The sequence below is a fragment of the Streptomyces sp. NPDC002328 genome, assembly GCF_042890065.1.
Lineage (GTDB): Bacteria > Actinomycetota > Actinomycetes > Streptomycetales > Streptomycetaceae > Streptomyces.
Genome location: NZ_JBIARQ010000010.1, coordinates 1 through 18,323, shown reverse-complemented (window position 1 = coordinate 18,323; position 18,323 = coordinate 1). Strand labels below are relative to the sequence as shown.

The window sequence follows — 18,323 nt, the reverse complement described above, 5'->3', positions numbered from 1 at the left end:
TCACCCGCCGCACAACTTCACAGCAGCACCGGCCGGCCTCCCCACGCCGCCCGGGCTCCCCCACACCCAAGGAGCTTGTGTGACCTCCCTCTACGCGCGTCACAAGCGCACCTCTCTGGCCATCGCCACCGCCGTCGCGGCCGGAGCCCTGGTCACCACCGGCCTGACCTCCGGTCCCGCCGCCGCCCAGACCCCGGCGGACTCCACGAGCGCCAAGCCGCTCGCCGTGCCCACCACGCTGGCGCCGGCCGCCCGCACCGCCCTGATCCAGGACAAGCAGGCCGAGGCCCCCGCGACCGCGCAGGAGATAGGCCTGGGCACGCAGGAGAAGCTGGTCGTCCGTGACGTGATCAAGGACGCCGACGGCACGGTCCACACCCGCTACGAGCGCACCTACGCGGGCCTGCCCGTCCTCGGCGGCGACCTGGTCGTCCACGAGTCGGCGGCCGGTGCCCAGCAGGGCGTCACCAAGGCGACGAACACCGCCATCAAGGTCGCCTCGACCACGGCGGCGGTGCCGGCGGCGAAGGCCGAGTCCCAGGCGCTCACGCTGGCGAAGGCCGCGGGCTCGGAGGACACCGACGCCTCCCAGGCCCCCCGCAAGGTGATCTGGGCGGGCAACGGCAGCAAGCCGACCCTCGCCTACGAGACGGTCGTCGGCGGCCTCCAGGAGGACGGCACCCCGAACGAGCTGCACGTCATCACCGACGCGGCCACGGGCGCCAAGCTGTACGAGTACCAGGGCATCGAGACGGGCACCGGCAAGAGCGTCTACTCGGGCACCGTCACCCTCGGCTCGTACCTCTCGGGTTCGACGTACCAGCTGTACGACACCACCCGCGGCGGCCACAAGACGTACAACAAGGCGCGCGCCACGACCAGTTCGGCGGGCACGCTGTTCACGGACGCCGACGACGCCTGGGGCACCGGCGCGGCCTCCAGCTCCTCCACCGACCAGTCGGCGGCGGTGGACGCGGCGTACGGCGCGCAGACCACCTGGGACTTCTACAAGAACACCTTCGGCCGCAACGGCATCAAGAACAACGGCGTGGCCGCGTACTCCCGCGTCCACTACGGCAACGCGTACGTCAACGCGTTCTGGTCGGACAGCTGCTTCTGCATGACGTACGGCGACGGCGAGGGCAACGTCAAGCCGCTCACCTCGCTGGACGTGGCCGGCCACGAGATGACCCACGGCGTCACGTCGAACACGGCGGGCCTGAACTACTCGGGCGAGTCCGGCGGTCTGAACGAGGCCACCTCCGACATCTTCGGCACGGCGGTGGAGTTCTACGCCGCGAACTCCAAGGACGTCGGCGACTACCTCATCGGCGAGAAGATCGACATCAACGGCGACGGCACTCCGCTGCGCTACATGGACCAGCCGAGCAAGGACGGCTCCTCGGCCAACTACTGGTCGTCGACGCTGAAGAACCTGGACGTGCACTACTCGTCCGGCCCGGCGAACCACTTCTTCTTCCTGCTGTCCGAGGGCAGCGGCGCGAAGACGATCAACGGGGTCTCGTACAACTCCCCGACCTACAACAGCTCGACGATCACGGGCATCGGCCGCGCCAAGGCGGTCCAGATCTGGTACAAGGCCCTGACCTCGTACATGACGTCGACCACCAACTACGCGGGCGCCCGCACCGCGACCCTGAGCGCGGCCTCGGCCCTGTACGGCTCCACCAGCACGGAGTACAAGACGGTGGCGGCGGCCTGGACGGCGGTCAACGTCAGCTGATGTCAACCGAGTTGCCGTGAGACGACCCCCGGGAGGAGGACATTCCCGGGGGTCGCCCTACTCTTGGGACCCATGTCTGTTGGGGACTTCACCTATGAGGACGTCGGCGCGACGCGTGAGCCCGGGTTCTGCCCGCCGGGGTTCCGTCCGCTGCACGTGCGGACCCGCCTGGGCGAGGGCGAGCAGGTCTTCCGCCGGGCCGCCGAGGCCGTCCTCACCTGGGAGATGCACCGCGCCCTGGGCGTCGGCCTGACGACGTCGGCCGACCGCGCGGCCCCCGACGTCGACGTCACCGTCACCCTGGCCGGCATGATCAAGGCGCCCTGCCGCGTCGTCTGGACCCTGGAGGAACACCGCCGCGCGGGCTGGGCCTACGGCACGCTCCCCGGCCACCCCGAATCCGGCGAGGAATCCTTCATCGTGGACCGCACGGGAGACGGCACGGTCTGGCTGACGGTCTCCGCGTTCAGCCGCCCGGCGAAGTGGTACGCCCGAGCGGGCGGCCCGGCGACACGGGGCTTGCAGCAGGCTTATGCGCGGCGGTGCGGGGTGGTGTTGCGGGGGTTGGCGGCGGCCGGGGAAGGTTAGGCCGCATCACCGAGGCCGCTTTCGGCCGGACTACTGCTCGACCACTCAAGATTCTGATGCTCGCCGACCCGGCACCCACTCGGCAGAGCTACGAGCACCTCGCACTCGCCATCCGGCCACTTCGCCGACCAGTTGTCCATCACCTTGAGCGAGACCTGCAACACCGCCGCAGCATCATTGATTTCGCTTATGTCACGACTCCACAGTCCCGACCCGGTCGAACGTGGGATCGCCTTCGATAACGGGAATCTCAAGTTCCCCAAGAAGTGCAGCCCACAAGAAGTCCGTGAATGACATCTGCAGTTCAACCCATTGCCCCACGTCGAGCATTACGGACCAGCAGCTCGTTCCATTACCCGGAGGAGCCAAGAAGACATAATTTCCGGAAATTGACCGGGCGACTGGAATACACCCTCCGGGCGCCGGGTACACAGGGTGCGGATACATTTCGGGCGCGCTCAGAGAAAGCTCCGAGTAGCCATACGCGGCCTGCTCCCACAGGGATTCGAGGCGCAACCCCTCGTCCCCGCCTTCCGCTCTGGGGTGGAAGAGGTAGAGCTGATCGTTCACGCAACCAGGACCGTAGGCCGTTACGAACTCCTTGTAGTCGTCGGGAAGGCCCACACCAGAGCGCATCTCCAGTGTCCGCCAATCACGGATCACATCACCGTTGACTTTCGATTGCCCTAGAAGTTCACGGAATCGAGAGATTTCCACCGGATGTCCTTTCGGAGCAAGAGTAACCACCAGACGGACGATTATAGACGGTGCAGTTCAGCCGGTATCCGCCATCCCCAACAGCATTCATCCGTATCTCCGTCGGAATCGCAAGATCTTTCCCGCCATAGACGGGAACTACGCCGAGCGCGACATGTTGCCCAGATTTCACGGTTCTAGTGATCTCGTCCTCCAGCGAACGCATGTGCGGAGAGTTCGCAGGAGTCTGATAGCCGGCTACAAAATTGCGCAGCGTGTCATTTGCGCCTCCCATCTGATTACCAATCAGATGCAGAGCCGCCCTATTGCCGACCGGTAGACGGTCGTACCCGGCAGGCTTCCACTTCGGATCCAGACGCCACGGCCGCAGATCGAACGCGTCGATGTACGCGACTGCTCCTGTGGCTCGGCAGTCCTCGGGACCTGGGCCAAAACGGGTCATCGGAGCATAGTAGAAAGACGGGTCGGTGGACGGGAAATCCCGAGAGCATGCGTGCCTGGTGCGCTTCGCATTCGGGTTCGCTCCGGATTGTCCGAAGCCGAGGTCAGGATCAACATTCTGATCCGGGAACAGATCTTCAAGAGCAGCAAGGCTCAGCATGTCCTGCGGTGTGTACTGCCCGTCGGCCAGGCCCAGCATTTCGCCTGTATCGAAGACCGCGTCCCAGCCTTTGCTCTTATCCCACTTTCCGATATTCGGGTCCAGATCCACCTTGACCGGCCCACGGTTGGGTGCGGGCAGTGGCTGAGGTCCGTTGTTGGGGTTCTGGTCGATGGGCGGCTTGGGCGGCTTGACGACGCAGCCGTATCTGCAGCCGCCCGTCCCCATGCCCGTCCCCATGCCAGGCCGAACGCCTGTGCTGGCGGCTGTCCCCGGCCCGGTGCGAACGAGCCACGACGTGCCGGACGCCTGCTGGGCACCGCCACCACCGCCACCACTGCTCGGCGGAGGCGGCGTGTAACCCGGCGCGTAAGCCGGGGTGTTCCACCCGATCACCTGAAGGAAGACATCGGCCGCGAACCCCGACGCGCGGAGTCCCCTCCTGCCGAAACTCTTGAGGTACCGGATCCCCGTCGAGAAGGAGGGGAACCATCCTCCGCTGCTGGGCTTGTCCGGGCGCGGCCTTACAGGGCCCGGCGCGACGATTGTGTGTCCATCGTGTCCACTTGGATCGATGTAGTTCAGGGGCCCGGCGTTGGCGTAGGCATACCGGTTCGCCCGACCGGACGGCATAGGGTCCAACTGCCAGGTGTCCCGTGAGGTGAACGCCCCCGAACCCGGCTGATACCACCGCGCCTCCATGTTGACGTCCGCACTGTCCGGGTCGGTGTAGCCCGACTGGTAGCCGACCGCAGGAGTAGTGCCGCCGCTCGCCGTTTCCTTACCGAACGGGTCGTACGAGGTCGAGCCGCCCAGTTGAGTGGCGTCGGGGGTGAGGCCGGCGACCAGGTCGGTGTGCTGGTCGGTCAGGGCCCACTGCTTCGTCGTGCCGGTGGAGAAGGAGAGAAGGGCGCCCTCGGGTGTGCGGTTGTAGTCCGTCGTACCGTCGCCCGTCAGGTTGTTGGAGCCTCCGTCGTAGGTGAAGGTCGTCGTGCCACGGCTCTGGACCCGGTCCAGGGAGTCGTAGGCGTACGTCGCGTCGCCGTCGGTGATCTTGCGTTCGAAGGCGTCGAACGTCAGCGCGCGAGGGTTGCCGCTGCCCGCGGAGGCCGAGGACAGGGTGCCCCGTGCCGTGTACGCGTACGTCGTCGTGCCGTCTGTCAGTCGGCGGTTGCGCGCGTCGAAGACGGCCGTCGTCGAGCCCGCCTTCGTGCGGTTGCCGGCGGCGTCCCACTCGTACGGCGTCGTCGTGCCGTCCTTCGTCCACGACGTCAAACGGCTCGCATGGTCATAGGCGTAGGTGTTCGCACCGGCGCCTGCCGTGCCTGCCGTCGTCTTCGACGTCAGGTTGTCGTCCAAGTCGTAGCCGTACGTCGTCGAGGCGACGTTCGTCGCGCCGTCCGCCGAGGTCACGGAGTCCGTGTGAAGGCGGCCCAGGTCGTCGTAGCCGTACGTGCGCTTCGCCGTGATCGTGTACGTCGCGGCGCCCGACGGCTTGGCGGCGTACTGCTCCCGGCTCGGGCGGCCCGCCGCGTCGAAGTCGTACAGGACGTTGTTGCCGGTGATCGAGTCCCAGACCGCGTCGATGCGTCCGGTGCCGTCGTAGGTGTAGTCGGTGGTGCCCGCGTCCGTGGTGCGCTGGGTCATGCTGCCGTCAGCGTTGTAGGCGTAGCGGGAGGCGCCGCCCGGGCCGTCGGCGGTGAGGAGTTGGCCTCGGTCGTTGTAGGTGTAGGTGTTGCGGGTCAGGCCGTCTGCCGTGCCGATTGCGGTGAGGCGGCCGGTCAGGTCGTGTTCCAGGGTGCGGGTGGCCGTGGCCGCTTCCGCGCCGGTGCCGGTCTCCCTCGTCAGGCGGCCGAGGCCGTCGTAGGTGCGCTCACGCTGTACGCCGCCCGGGAGGATTTCCTTCACCGCCTGGCCGGCCTTGTCGTAGATCGTTGTCCAGGTCCGGTCGGCCGGGTTCGGATGCGCGGGCGTCGACGGCTCGATCGTGGACTCGGGCAGACCCCAACCGGTGAAGGTGTAGACGGTCTTGCTGCCCCGGCCGTCTGTCAAGCGGGTGAGATTGCTTGCCGCGTCGTAGCCGAATGACGTGGTGGTCGACGCCGTCGCCGAAACCGGTTCGACCTGGGTGGTCCTCCGGCCGAGCGCATCGTACGCCCAGGTCGTGCGCGCCTTCGTCTGCGCGGAGACGGCCGCCGTGCGGTTGCCTTCAGCGTCGTACTCGGCGCTCGCCGTGCGCAGTGCGGTCGCGCCCGTGCCGTAGTCGGTGGTCGCGGTGACGTCGCCGAGGGCGTCGTATGCGGTCGTCGTACGGCGGTTGGTCGGGTCGACGGCCTCGGTCTGACGGCCCAGGCCGTCGTAGTCGAACCGAGTCGTACCGGCAGGATCCGTCACCGTCCGGGGCTCACCTGCGGCGTTGTACGTGCCGGTCGTGGTGAGGCCGGACGGCGACACCGACGCGGTCTGGTTGTTCGCGTCGTCCCAGGTGTAGCGGCTGACCAGGTTGGCAGGGCTGGGGTAGCGCTCGACAGCGGTTGCCGTCAGCTTTCTGCCCAGTTCGTCGTACGTCGACTCCGAGCGCGCGCCCATCGGATCGGTGACCGACAGTTGGAGGCCGGTCGGCGTCCAGGTGTAGCGGGTGATTCCGCCGCCGTCCGTGCTGGTCGGGTTGAGGAGGTCGGAGTCGGTTTCCGCCGCCAGGGCCGCGGTGGCGTCGGCCGCCGGGTCGGTCTTGGCGGTCAGCTGGCCGAACTGGTCGTAGGCGTAGCGGGTGGTGCGGCCCAGCGGGTCGGTCACCGTCCGGGGCCGGCCGAGCGCCGTGTAAGTGGTGCGGGTGGTCGCTGTCAGGGGTGTGGTGGAGCCGGGCGGGGTGTAGTCGGGCAGGGTGACCGCGGTGGTGCGGCCGAGGCGGTCGAGGTCGGTGTGGGTCACCTTGCCGCGGGCGTCCTTGGCGTGGGTGGCCTCGCCGAAGGTGTTGTAACCGGTGAGGGTGGTCGGCTGGACGGTGGTGGCCGGTCCGCCGTTCTCCTCGGCCTGGACGGGCGGGGCGGTCTGCTGCACCAGGCGGCCGAGCGCGTCGTAGCGGTAGGTGGTGGTGTGCGCGGCCGGGTCGGCGCCGGTGACGTTGCCGCGGGGGCTGACGGTGGTAAGCGGCAGGCCTCGCTTGTCGTAGGCGCTGGTGGTGGTGTGGGTGGTGGCGCCGTCGGTGACGGTCTGCTTGGTGACGTTGCCGGCCGCGTCGTAGTCGGAGGTCGTGGTGAGCTTCTTGCTCCCGGAGACGGTCTGCGTCTGCTCCTTCACCCGGTCGTCGCTGTCGTAGGCGTACGTGGCGGTGCGGTTCAGGCCGGCCGGGTCGAGGACGCTGGTGAGGGTGCGGCCCAGGGCGTCCACCGTGAACGTCTGTGTGGTCGTGCCGCCGCCGGTGACCTGCTTGGTCAGGTTGCCGGCCGGGTCGTAGGCGTTGGCCTCGAGCACGATGTCGTGGCGGCTGCCGTCGGCCTGGGTGATCTGCTGGGCGGTGGTGGCGGCCGCGAGGCTGTCGTCGTAGTAGGTGTAGGCGGTCGTCGCGCCCATCGCGTCCGTCGTGGAGGCGAGGCGGCCGGCCGGGTCGTAGGCGTTGGAGACGACGGTCAGGTCGCGGGTGGTGCCGGACGGGTCGCCGGTCCAGCCGTTCAGGACGGTCGTGGCGTGCTGGCCGCGCGCGGTGTACGTGTACGTGACGTGCGTGCCGACCGGGTCGGTCATACCCACCACGCGGCCCAGGTCGTCGTGTTCGAGCAGCGTGGTGTTCTGCTCGGCGTCGGTGACGGAGTCGTTCAGGCCGTGCGCGTTGTAGCGGTAGGCGGTGGTGCGCTCGGTGTCACCGCCCGTGGTGTCCTTCGTCGACTCCGACAGAAGGTTGCCGTCCTCGTCGAAGGCGCGGGTGATCACACCGGTGTGAGTGGTTTCGCTGATCTCGTTGCGCACTCCGACGCCGGTCTCCGTGACGACGTGCGACGCCGCGTCGTAGGCGTAGGTGGTCGTGACGCCGTCGGGGAAGGTGTCGGAGGTCTGCTTCTCGGCCGTCTTCCGGCCGAGGCCGTCGTAGGTGTACGACGTCACGAGTCCGGAGGGCGAGGTCGCTTCGGCCACGTCGCCGTTGGCGTGGTAGCGGTAGGACGTCTTCGCTCCCCCGGGCGTGGTCTGGGTCAGTACCAGCCCGGCCGGGGTGGTGCCTCCGCCGACCGCGGCTTCGGTGCCCGTGGTGTAGGCCGTGGTGGCGGCCGAGCCGTTCGGGCGGGTCACGGAGGTGGGCAGGCCCTTGTCGTTGTAGGCGTACTGCGTGCGGTAGCGGGTGTCCTTGGCGTCGGTCGAGCGCGCGTCGCTGGAGGTGAGGGGCTTGTCGTTGCGCGGGTCGAGCGGGTCGGTCGTGTTGAGGTAGTACGAGGCGAAGCTCGTCGCGCACGAGTCGGCGTCCCGGCAGGCCGTGGTCGACACGACGTTGCCGCGCGCGTCGTGGCCGGTCACCGTGGAGTGGCCGTTGGGGTCGGTGACCGTGTGCAGGAAGCCGCCCGTGTCGTACGCGTAGGTGGTGACGCCCTGCTCGGCGTCGGTGGAGGCGGTACGGCGCCGGCCGCGCAGCGCGTCGTAGGTGGTGCTGGTGGTGGCGCCCGTGGGGTCGGTGACGGTGATCGTCATGGCGAGGGCGGAGGAGTTGGAGTGTTCGCGCGAGCGGTAGTGCTCGGCGACCTGGTCGGCGGTCAGGCCGTTGCGGTAGACGGCTACTTCGTCGATCTGGCCGGTGAAGTGGCTGACTTCGCCGGGTGTTGCGGGCCAGCCCTTGGCGTAGCCGGCGCCGATGTAGGTGCGGGTGTTGGACTGGTGGTTGACGGCTCCGGTCAGGGTGGCGGCCTGGACGCCGTCCAGGTAAAGGGTCTGGGCGGTGCCGGCGGCGGTGATGACGGCGTGGTGCCACTGGTCGTCGTTGACGCTGTCGGCGGAGGCGACCTTCGCGGTGCCGAGGCCGGGTGAGTAGAACTTGCCGTGCAGCTTGCCGTCCGTGCCCACGTACAGCAGCGGTGCGTAGGTGCCGGTGGCGGTGGTGCCGCTGACGGGCTGGGACTGGTCTCCGATCAGGACGCCGGGCTTGGTGGTCTTGAACCACAGCTCGATCGCCAGGTCGGTCGATCCTCGCAGGATGCCGCCGGGTATCTCGGCGTGGCCGTTGCCGTTGAGGCTGAGGGCAGTGTTGTCGCCGGTGCCGAAGACGCCGTCGGCACCGAGGGTGGCGTTGGTGTAGGAGCCGTCGCCGTCGAGGGCGGCGGACTGGCTGTGTGCCACGCTTCCGCTGGTCTCGTCCAGGCGCCAGTAGCCGGCCGGGGCGTCCGCGGTGACCGCGCCGCGGTAGTGCGGGCCGTCGCCGGTGACCATGCCGGTGCGGGAGCGGTAGTGCTCGCCGGCCTCGGCGGCGGTGAGGGCCTTGGGGTAGAAGGCGACCTCGTCGATGGCGCCGCTGAAGTGGCCCCACGGGTCGGAGGAGTCCAGCGCGGCCCAGCGTGATCCGGTGCGGCCCTTGCCGAGGAAGATCCTCGTCTGGTCGAGGTGGGTGATCGTGCCGGAGACCTGGCCCGCGAGCACGCCGTCGACGTACAGGGCGGAGGTGTTGCCGTTGCCGGTCAGCACGGCGTGGTGCCACTGGCTGTCGTTGACCTTGTTCTTGGACACCGGGGGTGTCCAGTTGGTGGTCTCCGAGTAGAACTGGCCGTGCAACTTGCCGTCCGTGCCGACGTACAGCAGGGGGGTGGCGCGGGTGGGAACGGCGTCCTCGCTGATGTCGGCGTTCGCCTCGGTCAGCAGGATTCCGGCCTTGTCGGTGCGGAACCACAGTTCCGCTGACAGGGCGGTGCCGCTGAGGGAGGCGTCGGCGACCTGGATGTGGGAGTCGCCGTTCAGGCTGGCGGCTGTGTCGTCGCCCGCGGCGAAGGCGCCGAAGGTACCGAGCGCGACATCGTCGCCGTATTCGCCGTCCGAACCCTCGGTCAGAGCGCTTGCCGCGGTGAGGCCGCGGCGGTCGCCCAGGCGCCAGTACTCGGTGGGCCCGGAGGCTCGCACGGCGGCGCTGTAGGCGGCGGAGCCAGCCGAGTAGGACGGGGCGGAGATCTTCCAGGCGCCGTTGCCGGCTTCCTTGACCTGTGTGACCCGCTCGGTGTCGGAGTCGTAGGTCACCTCGGCGTCGACGCGTCCCGAGGGCAGGGTGACCTTGGTGATCCGGGAAGCGGCGGCCTTGGCCGCGAAGTGGTCGGCGACCGTGCTCGCGTCGATGGTGTGGTCGTAGACGGCGACCTCGTCGATCAGGCCGTCGAAGTGGCCGAGCTGGTCGGTCTTGTCGATCCCCTGCCAGGGCACGTCGGTCCAGCCGAGGCCGACGTAGGTGTAGCGCTGTTCGAGGTGGTCGATCGCGCCGGTCTTGGTGCCGAGCGCGGTCCCGTCGAGGTACAGCGTCTGCGAAGTGCCCGCGCCGGAGAGCACCAGGTGGTGCCAGGCGCCGTCCGTCACGGCACCGGTGGACGTCATGGGCGTCCAGGTGGTGCCAGGGTAGTAGAACTGACCGCGGAGCTTGCCGTCCGTGCCGACGTACAGCAGGGGTGTGGACTGGCTGACGGACGGGTCGACGTCCTCCATGCGCTCGTTCGCCTGCGACAGCAGCACGCCGGCCTTTGTGGTCTTGAACCACATCTCGACCGAGGCGAACGGTGAGGAGCCCAACGCGTCGTCGGGCAGCGCGAGATGGGACTCGCTGCCGTCGAAGGCGCCGGCCTTGTTGCCCGTCCCCGCCAGCACGCCCGCCGAATCGCGGGTGACGTCCCGGTACAGGGCCTCGTTCAGGCCGGTGCCGGAGACGGCCTCACTCGTCGCGCTCTCGCCGTCGGCCTCGTTCAGCCGCCAGTACGCGGACGGGCCCGCGTCCAGCACGGTGCTGCGGTACAGGCTGCCGTCCTCGTAGGAGTAGACGGTGCACGCGGTGACCGACGACGGCGGGCACACCTTGACGAGCCGGTCGCCCTCGTAGGTGTAGCTCCACTTCAGCCCGGTGCCGGCGCCGTTCACGGCGTTCGTCTCCGCCGCCGTCACATGCCCGCCGGACCAGGTGAACGTCAGGGTGCGGCCCGACAGCACGTCCTTGGCCTGCGTCAGCTTGCCGTCTGTGTAGGTGAGTTGCTGAACCTGGCCGTGCCCGTCGGCGATCTTCGTGAGCAGACCGGCGGGGCTGAAGGTGTGCAGCGTCCCGGAACCGTCGCGCAGCGTCCAGCCGCCGCCGGTCTCCGCCTTGAGCAGGCCGGTCGAACCGGACGGCGCGGCATAGCTGCCGTCCGCGTTCTTGCCGAAGCGGACCTGGCTGCCGGCGGAGAGTGTGATGACGACGCTGCCCGTGCTCTCCGCGGTCGCCCGCATGTCCCAGCGTGTCGACCAGCCGGCGCCGAACGCGTTCTTCTGCCGCGGGTCCTGCGAGTTGTAGGTACGCGTCACGGACAGTTCGGGGCCGACGGTGGGCACCGCGGCGTCGGTGGCCGCGGTCACGTAGTTGCCGGAACGTTCGCCGAAGCTGCGGTCGCCGTCGGAGCCGCCGAGGTGGCCGGTGATCGCCGGCTGGGCCACCTGCGTCGTCAGCAGTGACGGGCCGGGACGCACCGAGGTGCCGCTGCCGTCGTAGGCGTACCCGTACCAGGCGTAGGTCTTCGACCAGGACAGCCAGCCGCTGGTGACCGCCCATTGCTGGGACGCCACGCGCGGCCCCGTCTTGCAGTTCTTGCGGAGGTTCTTGCCCTCCACCTCACAGACCTCGAACTGGTACTGCAAGGCCTTGGGGTAACGGTCGCGGTCGGCGCCGGACGCCCACAGGGTCGGCGTGAGCGTGGTGACCACGGCCCCGCTCGCCGGTGCCTCAGCGGTCAGATACGGCGGGATGTTGACGGCGGACACCCTCATGGCCACGGCAGGGACGCCGGAACCGCTGAATGTGGCCACGCCGTTGTCGTTCATGGTCCAGGCCAGGGTGTAGTCACCCGGCGTCAGCGGTGCGATCTTGGCGTCGACCGTGACCGTTCTGCCCGGAGGGACGTCGACGGGCATCGGCGACCAGCGGATCTTCGAGGTGTCCGTGATCTCCTTCCCTGCCGCGTCGTACAGGTGGTAGCGCAGGGAGAAGTTGCCGTTCTTGGGCCACGTCTGCTGACCGCGGTTGGTGACCGTCACCTTGAAGACGCTCTCCGCGGTCGCCGTGATCGGGGTGACGAACGCGCCGAGCTTGTAGGTGGCGCCGTACTTGGTCCAGGTGACGTCCAGGCTGGGCTTGCCGTTCGGGTAGTCGTCGGAGCCGAACTGCTTCCAGGACTTCGAGTCCGTGGTGGAGGCCTTCACCGCCAGGCCGTAGTTCTTCTTCCGGGCGTGCGTCCAGTCGTCGACCAGTTGCCGTCCCGCCGAGCCCAGGTTGATCGACTCCCACGCCGGGCCGCACGCCCAGGTCGTCGTGCCTCCGGGACGCCAGCCGTGGGCGAAGCTCTTCGACGCCAGCGACGCGCCGGTCGACGGGCCCGGCCACTTCGACGTCGTCGTCTCCGCCCAGTTCGAGGTGATCGGATGCACCGTCACCGGCCGTGCGGTGCAGGACTGCGACCAGGCGTTGTACAGCGAGAGGTTGGCACCGACCACCCAGGCGTTCTTCAGGCTCGTCTCCAGGCCCGCGAAGCGCAGGAAGGCCGCAGCCTTGTGGCTGCCGCCGTCGTACGTGCCGACCTTCAGCACCGTGTCCGAGGCGAAGTTCTGGTTGTAGGGGTACTGGACGTAGGTACCGGAGGTGGCGTCGACCGACTTCACCGACGGGTCCACACGGACGGGGAAGACCCGCTCGGGCGCGGACAGCCACGCCTTGTCGAGCTTGACCACCAGGACCTGCCGGCCGTCCTCCACGGTCAGGCTGTAGGTGACGCCGGAGGAGATCACGCCCTCGTTGGCGTCGGGAGCGAAGTTCGAGTCCTGCATCCAGCCGGCCGGCGTCCACGCGCGGACGGCGCCCCCGGCGTCGGCGAACACCACGTTGCCGTGGACGTCGAGCGCCGCGGTGAGCCCCTCCAACTCCAGCGGGAAACGCCACTCGGTGGGGGCGCCGGCGTCCTTGAGGACCAGGGTCTCCTTGACCGAGTCGCTGCCCGCGAGAAACTCGACGTCGGAATGGGGGCGTACGTTCTCGTAGGTGAGAGTGCTGGCCTCCGCCTGCCCGGCAACGCCGTGCGCGTCGTCCACTCCATAGCCGACCGACACGCCCTCGTCCACCTGCACGCGCACCACGGGGTCGGCGTCGGCCGTGCCGGCGAACTCGATCCGCGCCTCGGTCGAGGAGGTCTCCCAACCTTCCTCGTCCGCGCTCATCGTGCTGGGGCCGGACGACTCCCGGGGGACGAGCGTCGCGTCGATCGGCTTCCAGGACCCGTCCTCGGACCGGAAGTTGACCGGCTCCGTGTAGAAGCGGGTGGTGTAGGTCCCGTCGGGGTTGAGATACGTGCTCTCACGCTCCGCGCGCTCGCCCGCGACCTCCTCACTGCGCCCGGCGTCGAAGCCCTGGGGCGTCGCGGAAGCCGGAGGCGCGACCGAAGTGACGGGGCCGGGCTGCGGCGTGGGCGCAGCGCCGGGCAGATCGACGGCACCGGCCGCGCTCTCTGCGGGCAGTTCGCCGGGGCCGGACAGCGCTCCGGCGCGCCCGCCCTTGGCGACGGCGTCCGTCGCGTCGGCGGTGGCGGCGTGGCCACGGCCGACAGCGGTCCCCCACCACTGATCCGGTGCCTCCCCCGCACCGGAAGCGGACGACGACTGCCCTACAGCGAGAGCGACTTGCTCGGTTCCTGCCAGTACAGACAGAACGAAAGCGACAGCAAGAACCAGCGGACGTGCCGGACGCACGGAATCCCCCCACCCAAATGATCACGAGTGGGCAAGGTCTAAATGATCTCCCAATAAAGACACAAGAGTTTCACAAGATTTCCCGACTTGAAGTGAACATGCTCACATGGCATTCACTGCCAAATGCCGCTGATCGCCCGCCCTCGAACGCGACTTTCCACCACTTCCCGCCGCATGGCATCCGGCCACAAGAAGGGGGTGATCTCATACGTCGCGGCCGCGCCGGGGATGGTCCGGCGCGGCCGCGTTCAGGGAGGGGACGGGGGTATCCGCTGGGGCAGGGGGCTTGGGTCAGCGCAGTAGTACGCCTGCCTCCTCCGCCAGTTCCTCCGACGGGCCCGCCACCAGGCCCAGTTCCGCGCGGGAGGCGAGGAGGGGGTGGTCGGGGAGGATGCGGACGGTGTAGCCGTAGGGGCCCGTGCGGTCCAGGGAGAGGGGGCCCTCGTAGGTCCAGCGGGAGTCGGGGCCGGGGCCGGACGCCGGTTTCAGGGGGACCGTCGTCGCGTCCGTGATGCTGTCCTCCTCGTCGACGCGGCCCGAGACCGCCTGGACCTCGACGTCGTCGGGGGTGAGGTCGCCGAGGCTCAGGCGGACGCGGAGGGCGAGCGTGGTGCCCAGCTCGGCGGTGGGGGTGCCAACGGAGGTCTCGACGTGGTCGACGGTCACTCCGTGCCAGGCGGCGCGCACCCTCGCCTTCCAGGCCGCCAGGTCGCGTGCCGCGTCCGGGTTCAGGGCGCGGTGCGCCTGGGCGGCGGGCGCGTAGAGGCGTTCGACGTACTCGCGGACCATGCGGCCGGCCAGCACCTTCGGGCCGAGCAGGGTGAGGGTCTGGCGGACCATCTCGATCCAGCGGTCCGGCAGACCATGGCGCCCGCGTTCGTAGAAGCGCGGGGTGACGCGCTGTTCGAGGAGGTCGTAGAGGGCCGCCGCCTCGACCGCGTCGCGGTGGTCGGGGTCGGTGCCGGCGCCGTCCGCCGTGGGGATCGCCCAGCCGAAGTCGGGCTGGAACCACTCGTCCCACCAGCCGTCCAGGACGGAGAGGTTGAGGCAGCCGTTGAGGGCCGCCTTCATCCCGGAGGTACCGCAGGCCTCCAGGGGGCGCAGGGGGTTGTTCAGCCAGATGTCGCAGCCGGGGTAGAGCTTCTGCGCCATCGCCATGCCGTAGTCGGGGAGGAAGACGATGCGGTGGCGGACCCGGGGGTCGTCGGCGAAGCGGACCAGTTCCTGGACGAGCCGCTTGCCGCCGTCGTCCGCCGGGTGCGCCTTGCCGGCGACCACGATCTGGATCGGGCGCTCCGGGTGCAGGAGCAGGTCCATCAGCCGGTCGCGGTCGCGCAGCATCAGCGTCAGGCGCTTGTACGACGGGACGCGGCGCGCGAAACCGATCGTGAGGACGTCGGGGTCGAGCACGTCGTCGATCCAGCCCAGCTCCGCCGTCCCCGCGCCGCGCTGCCGCCAGGACGCCCGCAGCCGGGCCCGCACCTCCTGCACCAGCTGTTCGCGCAGGTCACGCCGGAGGTCCCAGATGTCCTGGTCGGCGATGTCGGCGACGGAGTCCCACCGGTCGGAGCCGCCGACGCTGAGCGCGTCCTCGGTGCGCTGGACGCCGATCTGGCGGGCGCCGAGCCGCAGCACCTCGGGGGCCACCCACGTCGGGGCGTGCACGCCGTTGGTGACGGAGGTGATCGGCACCTCCTCGGCGTCGAACCCGGGCCACAGGCCGGCGAACATCTCCCGGCTGACCTGGCCGTGCAGCAGGGAGACGCCGTTGGCGCGCTGGGCCAGGCGCAGGCCCATCACCGCCATGTTGAAGAGGTTCGGTTCGCCGCCGGGGTACGTCTCGATGCCCAGGTTCAGGATGCGGCCGACGTCCATGCGCGGAAGTTCGGCGTCGGGGCCGAAGTGCCGGGCGACCAGCTCGCGGTCGAAGCGGTCGATGCCGGCGGGCACGGGCGTGTGCGTGGTGAAGACGGTGCCGGCGCGGACCGCCTCCAGGGCCGAGTCGAAGTCGAGCCCCGCGTCGCACAGCTCGGCGATCCGCTCCAGGCCGAGGAAGCCGGCGTGCCCCTCGTTGGTGTGGAACACCTCGGGCCCGGCGTGGCCGGTGAGCCGGCAGTACGTCCGTACCGCCCGGACACCTCCTATGCCGAGCAGCATCTCCTGGAGCAGCCGATGCTCACTGCCGCCGCCGTAGAGCCGGTCGGTCACCCCGCGTTCGCCGAGGTCGTTCTCCTCGACGTCGGAGTCGAGCATGAGGAGCGGTACGCGGCCGACCTGGGCCAGCCAGATCCGGGCGCGCAGCCGCCGGCCGCCGGGCAGGGCGATCGCCACGTGCGCGGGGCTGCCGTCCTCCTCCTTGAGCAGGGTCACCGGCAGTTCGTTGGGGTCGAGGACGGGATAGTGCTCCTGCTGCCAGCCGTCCCGCGACAGGGTCTGGCGGAAGTAGCCGTGGCGGTAGAGGAGCCCGACGCCGATCAGCGGGACGCCCAGGTCGCTGGCCGCCTTGAGATGGTCGCCGGCGAGGATGCCGAGGCCGCCGGAGTACTGGGGCAGGGCGGCCGTGATGCCGAACTCGGGTGAGAAGTAGGCGATGGCGGCGGGCAGGCCCTCGGGCTGGGTCTGGTACCAGCGGTCGCCGGTCACATAGTCGTGGAGGTCGTCGGCCGCGGCGTTCAGGCGGCGCAGGAAGCGGCGGTCGTCGGCCAGCTCGGCGAGGCGGGCGGGGCGCAGGCCGCCCAGCAGCCGTACCGGGTCGCCGCCGGACGCCGCCCAGCGTTCCGGGTCGACGGACTGGAAGAGGTCACGGGTTTCCGCGTGCCATGACCAGCGCAGATTGCGGGCCAGGTCACTGAGCGGCCGGAGGGGTTCGGGCAGAAGGGGTCGGACGGTGAATCGACGGATCGCCTTCACATTCCACCTCGGGCGTGCGGTCTAAGGAGGCGCACGGCAGTGTGCGTCCACGTCTCCTACGACGTTACCGGTGCAGGTGTCGCCACCGCTGAGGGCAGGCCGAGCCGGGGCCGACCGGCGAGACTTCCGCACCGGCGGCCCTCCGCCCCGTTATGGCCGATTCCGCCCCTGTAGGCCACCTTGTAGCCCTTCACCTCGCACGAGAGGCTGCCCAGGGGCGTGCACGGCACGGCCGCCGCGCGCCCTCGCGCGAGAATCGGGCCAGTCTTGTGTGTAGACATACGCGCGAGTAGTTAACAAAGTGCCGGATTGCTCACCCGAATAGGGTGGGAAGGCTCCACCGGTACGAGACCCGTACGGGACCCCTAGGGGACCCGTGCAAACCCGTACGGGGACCCCGTACGACCCGAGCGGAACCCCCGGGATGCCCGGTCAGCTGTACGACCGGGGCATATCGGGGTACCAGTACTTCCCGGCACCCCACCGCAGGACCCACCTCCCCACAGTCATCCGCCCACCATCGTTGATGCGGACAGGAGCGGTCATGCCCGCCAGGCACCACTCGTCAGCACCCCCGACACCTCCCCGTGCCAAGGATCGCGCGAAGGATCCGGCGAAAGATCCGGCGCAGGATCCGGCGCAGGCCCCCGCCGTGCGCCCCTCCGACGCCGGACCACCCGCCCCGGAGCGACCCTCCACGGCCGACGCACCCACCACGACCACAGTCCCGGCCGTCGGGCGCATCCCCGTCCTGGACGTCCGCCCGATGGTCCAGCACGGCCGCCGGCCCGCCAAGGCGGTCGCCGGGGAGACGTTCGAGGTCTCGGCCACCGTGTTCCGCGAGGGCCATGACGCCGTCGCCGCCGACGTCGTCCTGCGCGGCCCCGACGGCCGCCGCGGCCCCTGGACCCCGATGCGCGAGCTGGCCCCCGGCACCGACCGGTGGGGCGCCGACGTCACCCCTGACGCGCCGGGCCGCTGGACGTACACCGTGGAGGCCTGGAGCGACCCCGTCGGCACCTGGCGGCACCACGCCCGCATCAAGATCCCCGCGGGCATCGACACGGACCTGGTGCTGGAGGAGGGCGCCCGCCTGCTCGAGCGGGCCGCCGCGGAGGCGCCCGAGAGCGAGCGGGACGTGCTGCTCGCCGCGGTCGCCGCCCTGCGCGACGAGGACCGCCCGGCCGCCTCCCGGCTGGCCGCGGCCCTGGCCCCGGAGGTGGACGCCGTCCTGGCGCGTCATCCCCTGCGGGAGCTGGTCACCGCGTCGGAAACCCTGCCGCTTCAGGTGGAGCGGGAGCGGGCGTTGTACGGGGCGTGGTACGAGTTCTTCCCGCGGTCGGAGGGGACGGCGGAGCGGGCGCACGGTACGTTCCGGTCGGCGGCGCGGCGGTTGCCGGCGATCGCGGCGATGGGGTTCGACGTGGTGTATCTCCCGCCGGTGCATCCGATCGGGACGACGTTCCGCAAGGGCCGCAACAACACGCTGACGCCGGGCCGGGAGGACGTCGGGGTGCCGTGGGCGATCGGCTCGCCGGAGGGCGGTCATGACGCCGTGCATCCGGCTCTGGGCACGATCGAGGACTTCGCGTGGTTCGTGGAGCAGGCGCGGGAGCTGGGTCTGGAGGTGGCGCTGGACTTCGCGTTGCAGTGTTCGCCGGATCATCCGTGGGTGCACAAGCATCCGGAGTGGTTCCATCACCGCCCCGACGGGACGATCGCGTACGCGGAGAACCCGCCGAAGAAGTACCAGGACATCTACCCGGTCGCGTTCGACGCGGACATGGGCGGTCTGGTGCGGGAGACGGTGCGGGTGCTGCGGCACTGGAT

6 protein-coding genes are annotated in these 18,323 nt (G+C 69.7%); 3 read left to right on the top strand and 3 right to left on the bottom strand.

Features of this window, described 5'->3' with window-relative positions; translation table 11 throughout:
• Positions 1-79: 79 nt before the first annotated feature.
• A complete protein-coding gene (locus ACFYX4_RS24095) occupies positions 80-1,744 on the top strand; it encodes a M4 family metallopeptidase (RefSeq protein WP_389336952.1) in 1,665 nt (554 codons plus the stop codon).
• Positions 1,745-1,816: 72 nt separating this feature from the next.
• Positions 1,817-2,332 (top strand): DUF1990 domain-containing protein, encoded by a 516-nt coding sequence (locus tag ACFYX4_RS24090; protein ID WP_389336949.1) that lies wholly within the window; start codon positions 1,817-1,819, stop codon positions 2,330-2,332.
• A 192-nt stretch (positions 2,333-2,524) separates the two neighbouring features.
• Here the strand turns inward: ACFYX4_RS24090 and ACFYX4_RS24085 are convergent, their stop codons facing one another.
• The 3 genes from ACFYX4_RS24085 to ACFYX4_RS24075 form a co-directional block, all read right to left on the bottom strand.
• Positions 2,525-3,049 carry an SMI1/KNR4 family protein gene (locus ACFYX4_RS24085; protein WP_389336946.1) on the bottom strand — a complete coding sequence of 175 codons (525 nt, stop codon included), beginning with the start codon at positions 3,047-3,049 and terminating at the stop codon, positions 2,525-2,527.
• Complete coding sequence (locus tag ACFYX4_RS24080; RefSeq protein ID WP_389336943.1) at positions 3,027-13,583, bottom strand: LamG-like jellyroll fold domain-containing protein; 10,557 nt, start codon at positions 13,581-13,583, stop codon at positions 3,027-3,029. The genes ACFYX4_RS24085 and ACFYX4_RS24080 overlap by 23 nt, the downstream gene beginning before the upstream one ends.
• Before the next feature lie 291 nt (positions 13,584-13,874).
• The gene (locus ACFYX4_RS24075; protein WP_389336940.1) at positions 13,875-16,493 is read right to left on the bottom strand and encodes a glycosyltransferase family 1 protein; all 2,619 of its coding nucleotides are present in this window, start codon (positions 16,491-16,493) and stop codon (positions 13,875-13,877) included.
• Between the two features lie 544 nt (positions 16,494-17,037).
• Here ACFYX4_RS24075 and ACFYX4_RS24070 point away from each other — a divergent pair.
• Positions 17,038-18,323, top strand: a 1,286-nt coding sequence (locus tag ACFYX4_RS24070; RefSeq protein ID WP_389336937.1) for a maltotransferase domain-containing protein, incomplete at its 3' end; no start/stop codon positions are given.